Origin of the sequence: Cellulomonas fimi ATCC 484 (assembly GCF_000212695.1) — a bacterium.
GTDB lineage: Bacteria > Actinomycetota > Actinomycetes > Actinomycetales > Cellulomonadaceae > Cellulomonas > Cellulomonas fimi.
This window is the reverse complement of the sequence record NC_015514.1, coordinates 193745-211596: the sequence shown is the minus strand read 5'-3', so window position 1 is coordinate 211596 and position 17852 is coordinate 193745. Positions and strand designations below refer to the sequence as shown.

Genomic DNA, 17852 nt, shown 5'->3' with positions numbered 1-17852 from the left:
CCTCAGCCCGCGGCGTAGCGGAGGAAGTCCTCCAGGAGGGGGCCTGCGGTGGTGGAGCCGTACTCGCCGACGTCGACGAACACGGCGACGGCCAGGTCGCCCTGGATCGCGATCATCCACACGTGGTTCTGCAGGTTGGCGGCGTCGCCGAACTGGGCGGTGCCCGTCTTGGCGGCGACCTCACCCCCGGGCACGTCCTGCAGGAAGGTCCCGCCGCCCTCGGTCACGACGCCGCGCATGAGCTGGCGCAGGGCCTGCGCCTCCTCGGTGGTGAGCGGGACCTGCGGGCGGGCGGTCGCGTCGGCGCTGGGCGCGGCCGGCGTCGCCGTGGTCTCGGCGGACTCCTCGGCGGGGACGTCGACGAGGCGCGGGGTGACGGTCTGGCCGGCGGCGACGGACGCGGCGACGGTCGCCATGCCGAGCGGTGAGGCGAGCACGCGCCCCTGGCCGATCATCGACGCGGCGTGGTCGGTGCCGGTCGACTCCGACGGCACGGCGCCGAGGAACGCGGCGAACGCCAGGTCGGCGTCGGGCACGAGCCCGAGGGACCCGGCGGCGTCGACGAGCGCGGTCTGGGGGGCGGAGTCGCGGGCCGAGATGAAGGCCGTGTTGCAGGACTGCGCGAACGCGGTGCTCAGCGGCACGTCGCCGAGCGCGCTGGACGGGTAGTCCGGGTAGTTGGAGAACTCGCGCCCGTCCACGGCGACCGTGGGCGGGCAGGAGAACGTCGTCGCGGGCGTCGCGCCGGAGCGCAGCAGAGCGAGCGCCGAGGCGACCTTGAACGTCGACCCGGGCGCGTACTGGCCGAGGGTCGCGGTGGACATGCCCTCACCGCCCGGACCACTCGCGGCGGCGAGCACGTCGCCGGTCGACGGGCGGATCGCGACGATCGCGCTCGCCGGGCCGACGCCCGCGAGGATCTCCTCGGCGCCGTCCTGCAGGCGCGGGTCGAGGGTCGTGACGAGGTCGGCGCCGGGCGTCGGCTCGGTCTGGAACAGCGGGCGGACGGCGGCACCGTCAGGCGACACGGCCTCGACGGTGAGGGCGGGGTTGCCGCGCAGCAGCGCGTCGTACTGGCGCTGCAGGCCGCTCAGCCCGGTGAGGTCGCCGGCCGCGATCTGGCCCTGCGACTTCTCGACGATCTCGGCGGTCGCGGCACCGACGGTCCCGAGGATCGGCCGGGCGAACCGGCGCGTGGGCGCGAGCGGCAGCGTGTCGGGGACGGCGCGCACGCCGGGGATCGCGGTGAGCGTCGCGAGGTTGTAGGCGGGGTCGCCCTCGCGCACGACGATCGCCTCGACGAACGCCTTCTCCCCGGCACCCGCGACGCGCTGCGCGTACGCCTCGGCGTCCATCGCCAGCTGGGCGGCGAGCTCGCGCGCCGCCGCCCCCTGACCGGCGGCGTCGGTCAGCGTCTTGTCGACGCCGACGCGGGACACGTTCCTGGGCTCGACGATGACCGCGCCGCCCGCCCCGAGCACGCGTCCGCGGGGGGCCTGCTCGCGCGTGACCCGCAGGATCTCGGCGTCCGTGAGGTCGGGGACGAGCGCGCTGCGCTTCCAGGTGACCCGCCACACGTCCGGGTCCTTCTCGTCGCGGGCCAGCGCGGCGTGCGTGGTGTACGTCCAGTCGGCGTCCCGGTCGTCGACGTCCCACGTGAACGTGTAAGAGGCGGTCGCGACGTCCGGGTCGTCGTCGGGCGACGTGACCCCGTCGAACGCGACGTCGGGCTTCCAGGGTGTGAGACCCTCGAACGCGGTGGCGCGGCTCTCGACGACGGCCGCGGCGTCGGTGCCCGCCGCCAGCTCGACCCCGGAGAAGTCGCCGGACTCGAGCGCGGCGCCGAACGCCTTGGCCGCCGCCTCCGGGCTGGCGGGCTGCGGCGAGCACGCGGCGGTCCCGGCCCCGACGAGCGCGAGCACCACCGCCGAGGTCGCGACGCGCGCCCAGGTCCCGCTGCCGCCGACCGGCCGGGGGGTCGTCGGGTCGGCGGCGTCCCGCCGCGCCGCGTCGCGCGCGCTGTCGAGCGTCATGAGTCTCCCTGCCGGCGGGCGGCGGCGTCGCCTGCCCGTCTCCGTGTCGTCCGAGCCGTCATCCTGGCAAGCCACGACGGCGCGCGGCCAGCGAGTTCGGGGTGCCGGACGTCACCCCTCGGGCAGCCTGGCACCCGCCCCCGCGGCCCGGGGGCGGAACGCCGAACCCTTCACCCTTCCTCCCCAGCGGGGGGTGCCAGGACGCCGTCCGGGTCGTGCCGCCGGCGCAGCTCGTCGAGACGTGCGCTCGTGCCCGGGTGCCAGCGCGGTGTCAGGGCACCCGCGAGGTTCGGGTTCACCTCGTCCGCGAGCCACGGGCGCAGCGCGTCCTGCAGCCCGTCGAGCGCCGCGGGGACGCCCGGGAAGGACCGCGGGTCGGCCGCGACCACGTCCGCCGCAAACGTGGCGCCTCGCCCGGCGACGGCGGACCCGCCCGGGACGTCGGTCGTGGTCGCGCCGCCGACGTGCCGCAGCTCGACCGCGACGAACGGGTGCTCGACGAGCGGCCCGACGGCGGCGAGCCACGCCGTGGCCAGGTCGTCGTCGGCGTGCGTGAGCAGCAGGCCGGCGACCATGCTCGCGCCCGGCTCGGTCGGGTCGGCGTGGATGCGCGCCGTGTCGGTGAGCGGCATCGGACCGAGCTCGTCGGCCAGGACCGGGGCGAGGGCGCGCAGCGGTGCGGCGGCCGCCTCCCCGTCGGCCGCCGAGCCGGGGCGCGCGAACCGCAGGTGCACGTGGGTCTGCCCGCGCAGGTGCTCGGGCAGGACGTCGAGGTCGGGGAACCGCACGACCGCCAGGCTGGTCGTCGTCGCGTCGTCCGCGCCCGCCGTCCACGCGAGCCAGCCGCGCAGCACCTGCTCGACGTGCTCGCCCGCGAACGTCAGGGAGCCCGCGTACAGCTCGGGGACGGCGGCCAGCCCGATGCGGACCTGCGTGACGACGCCGAGGCCGTGCTTGCCGCCGCGCAGCGCCCACAGCAGCTCGGGGTGGGTGTCCGCGTCGACCTCCAGCACCTCGCCCGTCCCCGTGACGACCGTGGCCGCCACGAGGTGGTCGGAGCTGAAGCCGTGGCTGCGCGCGAGCGGGCCGAGCCCGCCGCCGAGCAGGTAGCCGACGACGCCGACGTTGGTCGAGGAGCCGGCGACGGGCGCGAGCCCGTGCGCGGCGGCGGCCGTGACGACCTCCTCCCAGCGCACACCGGCCCCGACGGTGGCCGTCCGCGCAGCCGGGTCGACCTGCACCCCGTCGAGGCGGCGGGTCGTGACGAGGACGCCCGACGTGAGCGACCGCTCGGCGCCGTGCCCGGTGGCCTGCACCGAGACGCGGTGGCCGTGCTCGCGCGCGAGCTGCACCGCCGCGACGACGTCCGCCGTGCTGGTCGCTCCGACGACGACGTCGGGCCGGATCGTGGCGGCACGGTTGAACGGGGCGACCTCTTCCTCGAAGCCCGGGGCGCCCGGGACGAGCACGGGGCCCTGGACGCGGTCGGAGAGCGGGTCGGCGAGCGTGCGGGACATGCGCTGGTCTCCTCGGGCGGGTCGGGTGGCAGCGCAGCGGCGGGACGCGGGGGCCGACGTGCGCGGTGCCGACGGACGAACCCGACCATTCCACCCACCACCGACACGCCACCGGCACGGCCTCGGCCGGCCGCGGGTCAGCCGCCGATGATCACGGTCGGGCACCCCGGGCCGGGTACGACGGGCGTGCCGTGCAGCGACTGGTCCGCGAGGCGCGCGGCGGGGAAGTTCCCGATGAGCACGGTCATCGACCCCATCGCGATGCCGTTCGGCGCGGGCGAGACGCACGGGATCGACCCCGGCACGGCGTTCGCGACCGCGGCGGGCTGGCCGCCGATGAGGACGGTCATCACCGCGGCCGCGGGCGTGATCGGCCCACCGACGTGCGGCTTCGGGCCGTCGAACAGCGGGCACAGGGCCGTGTCGCCGACCCGCAGCGCCGGTCCGGTGGGCATCAGGGCGCCGGGGGCGGGACGGGCATCGCGAGCTGCCCGCTGAAGACGAGCGCGTCGTCGCACTGCGACGGGGGCGGCGTCTGGTTCGGGGGCGCGCCCGCGGCCCGGCACACGACGCCCATGGTCAGCTCGGCGCCCGCGGGCAGGACGATCGGCGTCTGGAAGTGGAAGTCGTTGTCGCGGAAGTTCTCCAGCGCGACGTCGAGCAGCACGACGGACGTGCCGCCGGGCGGGGTCTGCGTGATCACGAGCCGGCCGAAGTCGCCCTGCGGGTTGCTCAGGACGAGGTCGGTCAGCCGGAACGAGCCGCCCTCGGGCACGACGAACGGGTCGGCCGTGACGGGCGTCGTGCTCGCCGTGGGCGGGGTCTGCACGGTCATGCGCTGCGTCGTCGGCGTGAGGATCTCCGTCGGCGGCAGGAAGTTCTGCGTGAGGTTCTCCATCTCCGCGACCTGTCCCTGTGCGGCCGCGGCCGCCTGGCCCGCACCGGCAGACGCCTGCTGCGCGGCCGACGCGGCCTCCTGCGCCTGCTGCGCGGCCTCCTGCGCCTGCGCGACCTCGTCCTCGACGGACGACCGCGCGGCCGACTCGACGACGGGCTTGAGCAGCAGGAACCACAGCGCGGCGAGCAGCAGGAGCAGGGCGAGCAGGGCCAGCAGGGCCTTGCCGGCCCACTTCGGGATGGTCGCGGTCTGCACGTGCGCGCCGTCGAGCAGCACGGGCGTGGTGTTCTCCGCCGCGGCGGTCACGGTGAACGGCATCGTCACGTCGGGGCCGCGCCACAGGCGCTTCTCGGGGACGACCCGTACCTCGGAGAACTCGACGGTCCCGGGGGCGACGGCGACGATCTGCGGCCGGACCCGGAACGCGAGGGCGCCGGTGTCGTCGGCGGCGGTGAGCGACACCGTGACGGGGACGTTGCCGCGGTTGTCGAGCGCGACGCGGTGCCGGCTGCTCCCGCGCCCGTGCGACGTGCGCGGCAGGAGCTCGGCGGTCGTGTCGAGGAACGGCAGGACCTCGACGACGCCCTCGGGCGTGACGGCCTCGTCGACGTGCTCGAACGGCACGACGCGGATGCCGAAGTCGAGCTGCCCCGCCGGCACGGCCGCGGACCGCGGGGGTGCGAACCGGACCGTCGCGGTCGTCGTCGTGCCCGGGTACAGGCCCTCGATGACCGCCGGCTCGACGGTCGTCCACGCCGCGGGCGCGCCCAGCACCTCGATGCGGTAGCCCTCCACCACGTCCCCGGTGTTGCGGATCTGCAGCGGGACGACCGCCTCGGTGCCGGGGCTGAGCTCCACGCGCGCCGAGTCCAGCTTCGCCGTCGTCGTCATGCTGCGGACGCTAGGAGCGGCCACCCGCGCGCGGAACGACCGCGGGCCCGGCCTTCCGGGCACCCGCGCGTGCCCGTTGAGTCGTTGTTGACTGCACGATCAGTGCGCGGGAGCACGCTGGGCCCCTCGCACCCGAGCGACGGGTGCCGGGACGCAGGGGGCGACCATGGAGAGGGTGTCGGTCTGGGTCAGCGCACGTGACCCGATCTCGGAGGCGGGCGTCGTGAGCGCGCTGCGGCCGCGGCCGGAGGTGCGCGTCGTGCCGCTCGAGGAGGCGGCGTCGGCGCAGGTGGCGGTCGTGGTCGCGGACGCCGTCGACGACGACGCGCTGCGGCTCGTGCGGATGGTGCGGCGGCAGAGCCCCGCGCAGGCGGTGCTCGTGGCGGGACGGCTCGAGGACGGCGACGTGGTGACGGCCGTCGAGGCGGGCGTGCTCGGCCTCGTGCGCCGCGCGGAGGCGACGCCGGACCGCCTGGTCCGCGTGATCTGCGGGGCCGCGACGGGCGAGGGCAGCGTGCCGCCCGACCTGCTGGGGCGGCTGCTCGACCAGGTGGGGACGCTGCAGCGGCAGGTGCTGCGGCCGCGCGGCCTGACCTTCACGGGCCTGGCGTCGCGGGAGATCGAGGTGCTCAAGCTCGTCGCGGACGGGTACGACACCGCGGAGATCGCGCAGCACCTGTCCTACTCGGAGCGGACCGTGAAGAACGTGCTGCACGACGTCACGACCCGGCTGCAGCTGCGGAACCGCTCGCACGCCGTCGCGTACGCGCTGCGCGAAGGGCTCATCTGACGCGTGCCCGTTGGGGCGGTGACGGCTGCCCGATCGGCGGCCGCAACCGCCTGCCGGGCACGCCGGACCGGCTGCGAGCGTGGACGGACGTCCGTCGCGCCCGGGAAGGAGTGCTGCCGTGGCTCGACCACGCCGCGCGCTCGCGCTGGCCGTCGGCACGCTGCTCGTGCTGCCGCCCGCGGCGGCGGTCGTGCTCGCGCCCCCGGCGCCGGCGGCCCTGCCCGTGCCCGCCGCGACGGCTCCGCGCCTCGCGCTGACCGACACGACGACGAGCACCGTCCGCGCCGGTGTCCTGCACGACGACGGCACGACGGGCGTCGCGCCGGACTGGCCGCAGCCCGCGGCCGGGCCCGGTGACCTGACGCCCGGGCAGTGGACCAGCCAGCCGGACGCCGAGTACGTGTGGGCCGAGGAGTGGGGCTGGACGTGGGTGCTCGTCTCGAACGGGCCGGAGGGCGAGCGGCACGACGCGGGCGACGTGTGGGCGGTCCGCGACTCGGGCGAGGGCTGGGAGTGGCGGCGCCTCACGTGCGACGACGCGCGCGAGTCGCACCCCGTCGTCGCGCCGGACGGCCGCGTCGCGTACGCGACCGACGTCGGCGGACAGTGGGACCTCGCGTTCACGGAGGTGTTCGTCGACGACGCGTGCGCGCAGGAGCCCGTCGAGCCCGTTCGCGCACCCGGCGACGACCTGTGGCCCGCGTGGGTGCCGCAGTCCACGCTCGTCGTGTTCTCCAGCACGCGCGACGACCCGCTCGCGGAGCTGTACCTGCTCGACGCGGAGGCACCCGGCACGACCGTGCGGCGCCTGACGCGGTCGCCAGAGGCCGAGACGCAGCCCACGGTGTCGGACGTGTCGAGCGACGGGGAGAGCGGCGTCGCCGCGCTCGCGTACGTGCGAGGTGCGGCCGACGAGCCGTCCGGGACGCTCAACGTCATCGACCTCGTCGACCCGTCCCAGGGCAAGGGCGACTTCGACCCCGAGCTGCCCCCGGACCCCGAGGTGCTCCCGCCGTACAAGATCTGGGGCGGCTGGCAGGCGTCCGAGCCGTCGTTCGGCCCGTGGGTCGACCCGACGGACGACCCCGACGCGTTCGACGACGGGTACCTGCTCGCCTGGACGTCCACGGTCGACGACGCCGCCGGGGACGTGCGCGGGACGGTCGCCGTCCGGACCGCGCTGGACCAGAGGCTGTCGCTCGGCACGCCCGTGCCGCTCCTCGCGACCCCCGGGCTCGCGGAGTCGCACCCGACGTGGTCGAGCTGGGTCGACTCCGAGGGCGAGGGTCCCGAGCGCGTGGAGCTGACCGCGCAGGTCGCGACCGTGGACGCCGACGTCGTGGACGTGCGCGCCGACGACGGCACGGACCTGCGTGTGCTCGCGTCCAGCGTGTGGCCGCCCGCGACGGGCGAGACGCCGGGCCCGCGCCCGCCCGCCCTGGGCGACGTCGACCCCGCGTGGTCGCCCACCGGTGACCTCGTCGTGCACTCCGGCGAGCGGCAGGCGGTCGACGGGTCCGAGGACCTGACGACCGGCTGGGCGCTCGAGCTCGTCGACGGCCTGACCGGCGCGGCGCTGCCGTTCACCTACCCGCGGCAGCCGACCGACGTGGACGTCGACCCGGCCTGGTCGCCCGACGGGACGCGGATCGCGTTCGTCCGGCACCGGCGGGTCGACCCCGAGGGGCCGCTCGTCCCCACGCTCCAGGTCCTCACGCTCGTGCCACCGGGACCGACGCCGACCCCGACACCCACGCCCAGCGCGACCGTGACGCCGACGCCGACCCCGACGTGGTGGGCCGCGCTCGCGGCTCCGCCCACCACCGCGACGCTCACGCAGGTGCCCCTGCCCGGCGACGGCACCCGCACCGTCACGGGGCTGCGCGACCCGTCGTGGTCCCCCGACGGCACCCGTCTCGTCGTCTCCCGCTCCTTCGAGGAGGAGATCATCATCGGCGTCGCGGCCGCGGTCGTCCCCGACGACCAGGGCGACACGTCCGAGCTCTGGGTGACCGACCTCGCGGGCGACGCCCGCCCGCTGCTGACGCTCGCGAACGACCCCACGTGCCCGCCCGCGGTGTGCGCCGGCGGCTTCCGGGTCGGGGGACGGTCACCCGCGTGGGGGCCGGACGGCGTCTCGATCGCGGCCGCGGGGCTCGCGGTCCGCGGTCCCGACGTGCCGGAGAGGTGGACCGAGATGCGTGCGCAGGTCGGGGTCGTCACGCTCGCCGCGCCGGCGTCGACCGACGTCGTGGCCCTGCGCCCGCTCACGGGTTTCGCGCTCGACGGGACGCCCCTGCCGACGCGTGCGCAGCTCGTCGAGGCGGACGACCCGGCGTGGTCGCCGGACGGGACCGCGCTCGCCGTCACCGGTCTGCGCGCGGGGCGGGAACGTGACCCCGACGTGTGGGTGCTCGCCGCCGACGGCAGCACGGCGGCGCCGCTGGTCGCGACCCCGGTCCGTGAGACGCAGCCCGCGCACCAGCCGTGGGCGGACCTCGTCCTCACGCTCACGGCCACGCCCGTCGCGCCGGACCGGTCGTCGACGCTCACGGCGACCCTGAGCAACGCGGGGCCGAGCCGCGTCGGCGGCGCGTCGGTCACGCTCGCGCTGCCGCCGGGCGTGACGACGGCCGGCGCCCCGGGCTGCACCGTGGCGGGTGCGGAGGTGACGTGCCCGGCGCCTGCGGACCTGCCGCCGGGTGCCGCCGTCGCGCTGACCGTCCCGGTGTCCGTCGCGACGGACGCGACCGACCGCACCGTGCGGGGCGCCGCCGTCGCGCGCACCCCCGAGCGGGTCGTCACGAACAACACCGCGACCGTCGACGTGGGCACCCCGGGCGGGGTCGGCGTGCAGGTCACGCTGTCGTCGCCGGTGGCGTGGGTGGGCGGGCGGCCTGTCGACGCGACCGTCACGGTCCGCAACGCCGGCGACACGGCCGCGCAGGACGTGCGGCTCACGCTCACCTACCCCGGCACGGTCGTGCCGTCGGGCCTGGCGCCGTGCGCGGCCCCGACGGGCGCGTGCGACCTGGGCACCCTGCCCGGGGGCGGCTCGGTCGTCCTGACGGCTGCGCTCGACCCCGCCGTCGTGTTCGAGGGTCCGCCGCAGGTGGGTCCGGTCGTCGCCGTCGTGTCGACGGCGTCGCCCGACCCGCAGCCCGCCGACGACCGCTCGGAGGCGACGCTGGAGGTCCGGCGCCCGCACGTCACGCTGAGCCACGGGGTCGCGCGGGCCGGGGAGGTCGTCTTCGCGACGGGGACCGACTTCCCGCCCGGTGAGCCCGTGACGCTGACCTGGTCGACCGGGATCACGAGCGTCGGCGCGCCCCCCGCCGCGTCGGGCGACGGCCGGTGGCTGGTCCCGCTCGTCCTGATCCGCGACGGCCTGACGACGACGCGTGACCTGGTCGCGACGTCCGGGCAGCCCGTGCCCGCGTTCGGCGAGGTCACGGCACCGCTGCTCGTCGTGCCCGCGACGGTCGACGCCCCCGCGTTCCTGTTCCGTGGCTGATCCGGGCGGGCGGGTGCCCTTTCGGGCGCGGACGGCTGCCTGATCGCCTGACCGGTGCCCCGTCGCCGCGAGGGGTGCCGCGGCGGGACGGTGTCCCGGGAGGTCGAGAGCGCATGATCGGACAGGTCGACGAGGCGCTGCGGACGCTCGTGCGCGAGGCCGTGGACAGCTCGGACGTGGAGGTCGTGCTCGACGCACCCACGAAGGACTGGGCGGCACGTCGCAACGCCCCGACGATCGACGTCTACCTCTACGACCTGCGCGAGGACCTGCGCCGCCGCAGCCGCGGGTTCCTCGAGAACCGCCGCGAGGGCGAGGTCACCGCGCGGTTCCTGCCGCCGCGGCACTTCCGTCTGTCCTACCTGGTGACGGCGTGGACGCAGCGGCCCGAGGACGAGCACCGGCTGCTCGACGCGACGCTCGCGTACCTGCTGCGGTTCGACGCGCTGCCCGGGCGCGTGCTCGACCCGCAGCTCGCGGACCACGGGGCGCGCGTGCCGCTGTTCGTCGGGCTGCCGCCGCCCGAGGACCGCGGCTTCGCGGACGTGTGGACGGCGCTCGGCGGGGAGCTGAAGCCGTCGATCGACGTCGTGGTCGACGTGCCGGTGCTGACGCCGGTGAGCGTCCCGTTCGGCCCGCCAGTCGAGGAGGGGCTGCGGATCGACCTGCACGACACGGACGGCGGCGGGCAGGACCTCGGCGCGCACGCGCACGTCCCGCCCGCCCCGACGCCCCGGCCCGCGCCCGGCGGGTCGACCTCGTCGCCCCGGGCCCGCGCCCGCAAGCGGCGATGACGGCGATGACGACCGACGCCGAGGTCCGGTCGGACCCCAGCACGGCGCACCTGCTCGGCCGGCTCGCGGCGGTCGAGGAGCGGGTGCGGGTGCTCGTCGCGCGCCGCCGCTCCGACGACCCGCAGCCGGACGACCCGTTCCGCGGCCTGTACCTGAGCGACGAGGCGGTGGACCGGCTGCTCGCGGGCCCGGGCGTGCAGCCGCTGTCCGAGGCGGTCACGGCGCGCACGCGGGACGTCGAGGCGGCCGCGGACGCGGCGGAGGCGGCCGGCGCCCGGCTGCGGCTGCGGTGGCTGGCCCGCACGTTCGCGCTCGAGCCGCTGGACGTCGAGCTGCTGCTGGTCGCGCTCGCGTGCGAGGTCGACACGCGGTTCGAGCAGCTGTTCGGCTACCTGAACGACGACGTCACGAGGCGGCGGCCGTCGGCGGGCGTCGCGCTCGCTCTGTGCGGCGTGCCGCTCGCGTCGGCCGCGGGGCGGGCGCGGCTGGAGCACGGGCCACTCGTGGAGGGCGGGCTGCTGGTCGTGGAGGACGCGGACCGGCCGCTGCCGAGCCGCCCGCTGCGCGTCCCGGACCGCGTCGTGGGGCACCTCCTGGGCGACGACTCCCCCGACCCGGCCGTGCTCGGGGTGCTCGCGGACGTCCCGGACGTCGCGTGGGGCGACCCGGCGCGCGTCGTCACGGCCCTCACGTCGGGGGCGCGGCTCGTGTACCTGCGGGAGTCCCCGACGGGGTCGGGGCGCGTGCTCGCGGTGCGGGCCCTGCGCGCGGCAGGACGGGCGGCGGTCGTCGCCGACGGGCCCGCGGTCGCGGCGTCGGCGGACCCGGAGACGGCGGCGGGGCTCGTCGCGCGCGAGGCGATGCTCGTCGACGGCGGCGTGGTGCTCGGCGACGTCGAGGCGCTCACGGAGCGCCGGCCGGCGCTGCGGCGGCTGCTCGCGTCGCGCGCGCCCGTGCTCGTGGTCGGCGCGACGACGTGGGACCCGGCGTGGTCGGAGTGGCCGCCCGTCGTCGTGGACGTGCCCGCCTCGACGGTGGCCGAGCGGACCGACCTGTGGACCCGGTCGCTCGGCGCGGACCTCGACACGACCGCGACGACGGCGCCGTTCCGGCTGCGGCCCGAGCAGGTGGCCCGGGCGGCGCAGGCGGCGCGGCAGCAGGCGACGCTCGACGGCGCGCTGACCGAGGAGCACGTCCGCGTCGGCGCGCGCGGCGAGAACGGGACGGCCCTGGAGCGGCTCGCGCGCCGCGTCGACCCGGCCGTCGGGTGGGACGACCTGGTCCTGCCTACGCCGGTGCTGACGTCGCTGCACGAGATCGCGACCCGGGCCCGGTTCCGTGAGCAGGTGCTGGGCGACTGGCGGATGCGGCCCGGCGGCGGGCGCGGGCACGGCGTCGGCGCGCTGTTCGCGGGCGACTCGGGGACCGGCAAGACGATGTCCGCCGAGGTCGTCGCGCACGAGCTCGGCCTCGACCTGTACGTCGTCGACCTCGCGACCGTCGTCGACAAGTACATCGGCGAGACGGAGAAGAACCTCGAACGCATCTTCGCGGGGGCGGCCGGGGTCAACGCGGTCCTGCTGTTCGACGAGGCCGATGCGGTGTTCGGGCGGCGCAGCGAGGTCAAGGACGCGCACGACCGGTACGCCAACATCGAGTCCGCCTACCTCCTGCAGCGCATGGAGACGTTCGACGGGCTCGTCGTCCTCGCGACGAACCTGCGCGCCAACATCGACGAGGCGTTCATCCGCCGCCTCGACGTCGTCGTCGACTTCCCCCTGCCCGACGCGGGCCAGCGCCTCGCGCTGTGGGACCGGTGCCTGGGGCGACGCGTGCCGCGGGCCGACGACGTGGACCTCGCGTTCTGCGCCGACACGTTCGAGCTCGCGGGCGGCGCGATCCGGTCGGCTGCGGTCACCGCCGCCTACCTCGCGGCGGCCGACGGCGGGACGGTCGCGATGCGGCACGTCGTCACGGCCGTGCACCGCGAGTACCGCAAGCTCGGGCGGCTGACCCTGGAGAGCGAGTTCGGGCGGTACTGGGACCTGCTCGTCTGACGGCTCCGGCCACGGGCGGCACGCGCTCCGGCGTCGCCTCGTGAACACCCTCTTGGCACGAATGGATAGTTCCACTATCCATGAGTCATCCGATCGAGGAGGATCCGATGACCGCCACCGTCGTCACCCGCACCGCCGCCCGCGTCCCCGCGCACCTGCGCCGGACCCCGCGCCGCGTCGCCGCCGCTCTCGCCGCAGCCGCGCTCACCCTGCCGCTCGCCGCGTTCGCGGCACCCGCGGCACAGGCCCACGGCACCCGCCCGCAGCCGCCCGCACCCGTCACGTCGGAGTACCTGCCCGGCGTCGAGGCGGACCTGCACCTGCCCGCACGCCCCGCGCGCGGCCGCGTGCCCGTCGTCGTCATGATCCCCGGAGGAGGGTGGCAGACCGCCGACCGCTCCGGCCTCGGGCAGCTCGCCGAGGCCCTCGCCGCCCGTGGCGTCGCGGTCTCCAACGCGACCTACCGGATCAGCGGCGAGGGCACGCGGTTCCCCGTCCCGGCGCAGGACGTCCGGTGCGCGGTCGACGCGGGCGTCGACGCCGTGCGCCGCGCCGGGTACCGCCCGGGCCCGGTCGTCGTGCTCGGACACTCCGCCGGCGCGCACCTCAGCTCGCTCGCCGCGTTCGGCGACGACGCGTTCCGCACCGACGCGTGCCCGTACCGGCCCGTCGAGATCGACGGCTGGGTCGGCCTGTCCGGCATCTACGACCTGCGCGTCGTCGGGCAGTGGGCGTGGCCGATGATGGGCGCCACGGCCGAGGAGGCGCCCGAGCTGTACGCGGCCGCCGCGACCGAGACGTACCTCGTGGACCGTCCCCGCCAGCACCTCGACGCGCTCGTCGTCCAGGGCGACGCCGACGAGCTGCTGCTCGACACCGCGGTCGCCGAGGACTTCGCGGCGCTGCTGCGCGACCACGGGTACGACACGCGGCTGCGCATCGTCCCCGGCGACCACAACGCGACGTTCCAGGCGCCCGTCGTGGCCGACCACGTGCTCAGCTGGCTGTGCCGGGTCCGCGACTGAACCGCTCGCCGTAGACGTGGCTCTGCGCGAGCCGGCGCAGGGCCAGCAGCACCGGCTCGTACAGGACCGTGCCCAGGACGACGTACGTCACCGCGTCGACCGCACCCTGGGCACGGTCCTGCGCCGCCGAGCCGACGTCGTACCGGGCGACCGCGAGCGCCGCCGACGCGTACGCGCCCAGCAGCTCGTCGTCCAGCGGCAGCCCGACCGACTCGACGGCCGCGAGCGCCTGCTCCAGGCGACCCATCGCCGCGCTCGACTCGTCGACCGCCCAGCCGAGGTCCCGCACGACGCGGCTCGCCCGCGCGAACGGCCCCGGCCCCGGCACCCCCGGCGGGAGCGCCGCGTGGGCCGTGCCGACCGCCTCGTCGACCCCCACCTGAGTCGCCGCCAGCACCTCCTTCACCGCAGCGACCGACAGCCCGCCCACGTCGATCAGCGCCCGGACCAGCCGCAGCCGCTCGACGTGGGACTCGTCGTACTCCGCCTGCCGCGCCGACACCGTGCGACCCGGCGGGAGCAGCCCCTCGCGCAGGTAGAACTTGATGGTCGGGATGCTGGCGCCGGAGGTCGCGGCGAGCTCGGACAGGCGCACCCGCACTTGGTAGCACGACGACCGGCGCGGGGCTGCCCGATCGGGCCACGAGTCGTGCCCGCGGGGGCGGACCACCGGGCCTGCCCGCACGAGCGGTCACGTGGCAGCGTCGGCACGGTCGAGCGGACCGCGCCGAGAGGGGTCGACGATGCACAGCCACGACCACCAGGACCTGCCCGGCGAGGCACGCCCCCGGTCCAGCCGGGTCGACGAGCGCGACCAGGCGCCCGTCGTCGCCCGCGCGCTGTCCGCAGGGCGGCCCGACCGGCTCGACGCCGGCGGCCTCGCGCACCTGCAGCGCACGGCCGGCAACGCGGCGACCTCGGGGCTCGTCGAGGAGGAGCGCTCGCCCGTCCTCGACGTGGTCGGCTCGGGCGGCGGACGCCCGCTCGACCCGGACGTGCGCACCGACATGGAGGGCCGCCTCGGCGCCGACTTCGGCGACGTGCGGGTCCACACCGACGGTGCCGCCGCCGACTCCGCGCACGCCGTCAACGCGCACGCCTACACGGTGGGGTCGAACATCGTCTTCCAGCGCGACGCCTACGACCCGTCGAGCCAGGCCGGCCGCACCACGCTCGCGCACGAGCTGACGCACGTCGTCCAGCAGCGCAGCGGCGCCGTCGACGGCACCCCGACCGGTGGCGGCATCAGCGTCTCCGACCCCGGCGACCGCTTCGAGACCGCGGCCGCCGCGAACGCCGAGCGCGCCATGGCCGCCCCCGCCCCGACGCAGCGCAGCGCCGACCCCGCCGCCGGTGCGGTCGTGCAGCGCGAGGAGATCGGCGTCGTCCAGCGGGACGAGAGCGACGACGCCCCCGTGCAGCGCGAGGCGCCCGAGGAAGAGGCCGAGGAAGAGCCCGCCTAGGTGTACTCGGCCGTCAGGTTGGTGACAGTCGGCTGACGGGTGGGAGTCCGCCCAGGGCGTTGTGGCGTCGTCGAGTGTTGTAGTGCTCGAGCCAGGGGGCAAGGGCGGCGGCTCGTTCGTCGTTGGTGGTGAAGACCTGCCGGTAGGCCCACTCAGTCTGCAGAGTGCGGTTCAGTCGCTCGACCTTGCCGTTCTGCCAGGGGCAGTGCGGGCGGATGAAGACCTGCTTCGCGCCGAGGTCGGCGGCGACGTCGCGCAGTGACCAGCGGTAGGCCCAGGCGTTGTCGGTCATGATCCGCTCGATCCGGGTGATGCCGTGAGCGGCGAAGTAGGCCGCGGCGCGCGTCACGAACCCCGCGCAGGTGGCGCCTTTCTCGTCCGCGAGGATCTCGGAGTAGGCGAGCCGGGAATGGTCGTCGACCATGGAATGGACGTAGTCGAAGCCGATGGGGTCGTCCCGGTGCCGGTCGGCGACGTCGCGGCCCAGGGCGCGCCAGCCGCCGCCGTCGGGGATGCGCCCGAGCTTCTTGACGTCGACGTGGACCAGCTCGCCGGGCCGGTCGCGTTCGTAGCGGACCGCGGTGGCCTTGCTGGCCCGGACGACCTGGCCGGTCAGCGGGTCCAGGTCGCGCAGCAACGGCATCCCGCGCCGGCGCAGCACCCTGGTGATCGTGCGCGCCGGGACACCCAGGGCCGCGCCCAGCACGTCCGGCCCTGACCGGTCACGTGCTCGCGCCGCGCAGATCGCGTCCTCCAGGGCGGCCGGTGTCCTGCTCGGGCTCGTCCGCGGCCGTGACGACCTGTCCACGAGACCGTCGGCCCCCTCGGCGCGCCAGCGCCGGACCCATCGGTAACCGGTCTGGCGGGCGATCCCGAGCTCGTGGGCGACGTGAGCGACCGGTCGACCCTGATGCACGACGCGGTCGATCAGCAGCTGGCGGCCACGCAGATTCAGTCGGGCGTTAGCGTGAGGCACGAGAACCTCCGGGTGGGTGTGGGCCTTCGACAAGCCACAGCCCAACCGGAGGTTCTCCTGTCGTCAACGGCCCCCGACGTCACCAACGTCCCGGCCGAGTACACCTAGGCGTGACGGCCGCGCTACGGTCAGGCGTCCCTCGACGACTGGACGGTGGCGCAGACGATGCTCGACACGGTGCTGCTCGTCGCGGTGCTGCTCGTCGCGGCGCTGCCCGGTGCGCTCGTGGTCCTCGCGACCGGCGCGGCCTACCACAAGCTCGTGTCCGGCCGGCACTGGGGACCCGGGCGGCTGCCGCTCGCGCTCGCCTGCGTTCGTCCTCGGTGCCGGGGCCGTGATCCTCGTGGTGGAGCGCACCCTCGGCGGCGACCTGCGAGCCGTGCCGGCGCTCGTCGTGGGCACCCTCTGCCTCGTGTCGGGCTTTACCGCGCTCGCGGGCGTCGCCACCTCAACCATCAGGGTCACCAGTGAACGACATGGAATTCGGCGAGATGTATGTCGCGGCGAGGTCGAACGTCATCACGTGGGACGGCCTCGACGTGCACGCCACCTATGAAGCCCCTGGGTCTCCGACCCTGATCACGGTGGAGGTCCAGCAGTTCAAGGCCCCCGGTGAGGTAACGCAAGGACTTCGCCTCTCCGTCAGAGACGGCGAGTTCGTGGACCCAGACGGTGACCGCGGCACGGAGGTCAACCTCTGGATCGGCGATTGAAGCGATGCCTGGAACATCTCGTTCCAGGTTGAAGCCACGCATCGAACTCGTCGACCGAACGTCGCCGTCTGGAATGAGTGGCGCGGCGCCAGCGGATTGATCCAGGCCTGGGTTGGAAATGCGGGCATGCTGGTTGAGTGTGACGGGAAGTCTGTGACGCTGCGCTGCAGCGATGGGCTCGGCGATCCCTCCTTCGACGATCTGCTGGTCGTTGTGCGAACGGAGGAGCGTTGAGCGTCACCGCGGATGGTGCCCCGCCCCGACGGGCGTGGCCGGCTGCGAAACATGACCTCGATCCGGACCCCGCGAGATGGCGCCGGCATCGACGGGTAGGCGGACCGCCCGCCGTTGCATGGCCCGACAAGAGCGCGCGATCGCCGAATGGCTTAGCGCTCGGGCCTAGGAGCGCGGTTGGCGAGAGGCGGGACCGCATCGCGCCTGGTCGAGCGCCTATGCAAACCCATGCAGGTAGCCGCAGTTTGCCGCCGTGGTGCCAGCGGTCCGGACCACCGACTTTGCGCCGTTGGGAGCCGGCGCGCGCGAATCTCGCGTCCAGCAGTACGACCATGCACGGTGGGGCATCGACGACCGTCGCGTCGAACAACGCCTACGACGTCGCGACCGGTTGAGGTCGCCATCAGTTTCGGCGCCCTGTGGGATCTCTACAATCGCGACGAGAGTTCCGTGAGGCGTCGAGGCGTGAGCCCCCGACGACGCCACGACCTGGGACATGTTCGCCACTCAGTGGACGAGCCGAAGCGGTATGTGGAGCCGGAGGCGTCGTGGACGAATCGGAGCAGGGCTATCCGTGCCCGTGCTGTGGGCACATCACGTTCGGCGAAGCGCCGGGTAGCTATGAGATCTGTGCCGTCTGCTTCTGGGAGGACGACGCTGTCCAGCTGCGATGGCCGAACTATCGCGGTGGCGCCAACACGCCGTCGCTGATCGAGGCACAGCGTGCCTATGTCGAACTCGGCGCGATGGAGCGTCGGTTCATCGGACACGTGCGCCCCGCTGACGAGTCCGAACCGCTGGACGATGGATGGCGACCGGTCGACCTAACGGTCGATCGCTTCGAGGGCCGAGGCGTCCAAGAGTCCCCCTGGCCGTCGGATCTCACAACCCTGTATTGGTGGCGACCGACGTTCTGGCGGCGCGCCTAGCGTCGCCCAGCTACGCCT

Annotated in this window: 14 protein-coding genes; 8 read left to right on the top strand and 6 right to left on the bottom strand. The window is 75.4% G+C overall.

Annotated features, from left to right (window positions below; all coding sequences use genetic code 11):
• Positions 1 to 2 precede the first annotated feature (2 nt).
• The 4 genes from CELF_RS00940 to CELF_RS00925 form a co-directional block, all read right to left on the bottom strand.
• Complete coding sequence (locus CELF_RS00940; RefSeq protein ID WP_013769365.1) at positions 3 to 2033, bottom strand: penicillin-binding transpeptidase domain-containing protein; 2031 nt, start codon at positions 2031 to 2033, stop codon at positions 3 to 5.
• Positions 2034 to 2203: 170 nt separating this feature from the next.
• Entirely contained in the window at positions 2204 to 3550 is a 1347-nt protein-coding gene (locus CELF_RS00935; protein ID WP_013769364.1) for an FAD-binding oxidoreductase, read from the bottom strand.
• 137 nt (positions 3551 to 3687) lie between these two features.
• On the bottom strand, positions 3688 to 4005 hold the full coding sequence (locus CELF_RS00930) for a PAAR domain-containing protein (protein WP_013769363.1): 318 nt from the start codon (positions 4003 to 4005) through the stop codon (positions 3688 to 3690).
• Positions 4005 to 5339 carry a COG1470 family protein gene (locus tag CELF_RS00925; protein ID WP_013769362.1) on the bottom strand — a complete coding sequence of 445 codons (1335 nt, stop codon included), beginning with the start codon at positions 5337 to 5339 and terminating at the stop codon, positions 4005 to 4007. The genes CELF_RS00930 and CELF_RS00925 overlap by 1 nt, the downstream gene beginning before the upstream one ends.
• A 166-nt stretch (positions 5340 to 5505) precedes the next feature.
• Between CELF_RS00925 and CELF_RS00920 the strand changes: the two genes are divergently transcribed.
• From CELF_RS00920 to CELF_RS19285, 5 genes are all read left to right on the top strand, one after another.
• The gene (locus tag CELF_RS00920; protein ID WP_013769361.1) at positions 5506 to 6129 is read left to right on the top strand and encodes a response regulator transcription factor; all 624 of its coding nucleotides are present in this window, start codon (positions 5506 to 5508) and stop codon (positions 6127 to 6129) included.
• A gap of 118 nt (positions 6130 to 6247) precedes the next feature.
• Entirely contained in the window at positions 6248 to 9643 is a 3396-nt protein-coding gene (locus tag CELF_RS00915; protein ID WP_013769360.1) for a DUF11 domain-containing protein, read from the top strand.
• 113 nt (positions 9644 to 9756) lie between these two features.
• Entirely contained in the window at positions 9757 to 10437 is a 681-nt protein-coding gene (locus CELF_RS00910) for a Pvc16 family protein (RefSeq protein ID WP_013769359.1), read from the top strand.
• Between the two features lie 5 nt (positions 10438 to 10442).
• Positions 10443 to 12494, top strand: coding sequence for an ATP-binding protein (locus tag CELF_RS21330; RefSeq protein ID WP_126297632.1), 2052 nt, complete (start codon positions 10443 to 10445; stop codon positions 12492 to 12494).
• Positions 12495 to 12601: 107 nt separating this feature from the next.
• Positions 12602 to 13519: an alpha/beta hydrolase gene (locus CELF_RS19285; RefSeq protein ID WP_013769357.1), complete on the top strand. Its 918-nt coding sequence runs from the start codon at positions 12602 to 12604 to the stop codon at positions 13517 to 13519.
• Here the strand turns inward: CELF_RS19285 and CELF_RS00895 are convergent.
• The gene (locus CELF_RS00895) at positions 13491 to 14114 is read right to left on the bottom strand and encodes a MerR family transcriptional regulator (protein ID WP_041553661.1); all 624 of its coding nucleotides are present in this window, start codon (positions 14112 to 14114) and stop codon (positions 13491 to 13493) included. The genes CELF_RS19285 and CELF_RS00895 overlap by 29 nt on opposite strands.
• Positions 14115 to 14262: 148 nt before the next feature.
• Between CELF_RS00895 and CELF_RS00890 the strand changes: the two genes are divergently transcribed.
• On the top strand, positions 14263 to 14982 hold the full coding sequence (locus CELF_RS00890) for an eCIS core domain-containing protein (protein WP_013769355.1): 720 nt from the start codon (positions 14263 to 14265) through the stop codon (positions 14980 to 14982).
• Positions 14983 to 14995: 13 nt separating this feature from the next.
• On the opposite strand, the gene CELF_RS00885 is transcribed toward CELF_RS00890, so the two are convergent.
• Positions 14996 to 15958, bottom strand: a complete 963-nt coding sequence (locus tag CELF_RS00885) for an IS481 family transposase (protein ID WP_083835766.1) — start codon at positions 15956 to 15958, stop codon at positions 14996 to 14998.
• A 467-nt stretch (positions 15959 to 16425) separates the two neighbouring features.
• Between CELF_RS00885 and CELF_RS00880 the strand changes: the two genes are divergently transcribed.
• Both CELF_RS00880 and CELF_RS00875 read left to right on the top strand, forming a co-directional pair.
• On the top strand, positions 16426 to 16671 hold the full coding sequence (locus tag CELF_RS00880) for a hypothetical protein (protein ID WP_126297631.1): 246 nt from the start codon (positions 16426 to 16428) through the stop codon (positions 16669 to 16671).
• Positions 16672 to 17453: 782 nt separating this feature from the next.
• A complete protein-coding gene (locus tag CELF_RS00875) occupies positions 17454 to 17834 on the top strand; it encodes a CPCC family cysteine-rich protein (RefSeq protein WP_013769352.1) in 381 nt (126 codons plus the stop codon).
• Positions 17835 to 17852 lie beyond the last annotated feature (18 nt).

Excerpts from the sequence above, each read along its gene's own strand:
- CELF_RS00940 (WP_013769365.1), bottom strand. The coding sequence starts at position 2,033 with ATGACGCTCGACAGCGCGCGCGACGCGGCGCGGCGGGACGCCGCCGAC.
- CELF_RS00935 (WP_013769364.1), bottom strand. The coding sequence starts at position 3,550 with ATGTCCCGCACGCTCGCCGACCCGCTCTCCGACCGCGTCCAGGGCCCC.
- CELF_RS00930 (WP_013769363.1), bottom strand. The coding sequence starts at position 4,005 with ATGCCCACCGGACCGGCGCTGCGGGTCGGCGACACGGCCCTGTGCCCG.
- CELF_RS00925 (WP_013769362.1), bottom strand. The coding sequence starts at position 5,339 with ATGACGACGACGGCGAAGCTGGACTCGGCGCGCGTGGAGCTCAGCCCC.
- CELF_RS00920 (WP_013769361.1), top strand. The coding sequence starts at position 5,506 with ATGGAGAGGGTGTCGGTCTGGGTCAGCGCACGTGACCCGATCTCGGAG.
- CELF_RS00910 (WP_013769359.1), top strand. The coding sequence starts at position 9,757 with ATGATCGGACAGGTCGACGAGGCGCTGCGGACGCTCGTGCGCGAGGCC.
- CELF_RS21330 (WP_126297632.1), top strand. The coding sequence starts at position 10,443 with ATGACGACCGACGCCGAGGTCCGGTCGGACCCCAGCACGGCGCACCTG.
- CELF_RS19285 (WP_013769357.1), top strand. The coding sequence starts at position 12,602 with ATGACCGCCACCGTCGTCACCCGCACCGCCGCCCGCGTCCCCGCGCAC.
- CELF_RS00890 (WP_013769355.1), top strand. The coding sequence starts at position 14,263 with ATGCACAGCCACGACCACCAGGACCTGCCCGGCGAGGCACGCCCCCGG.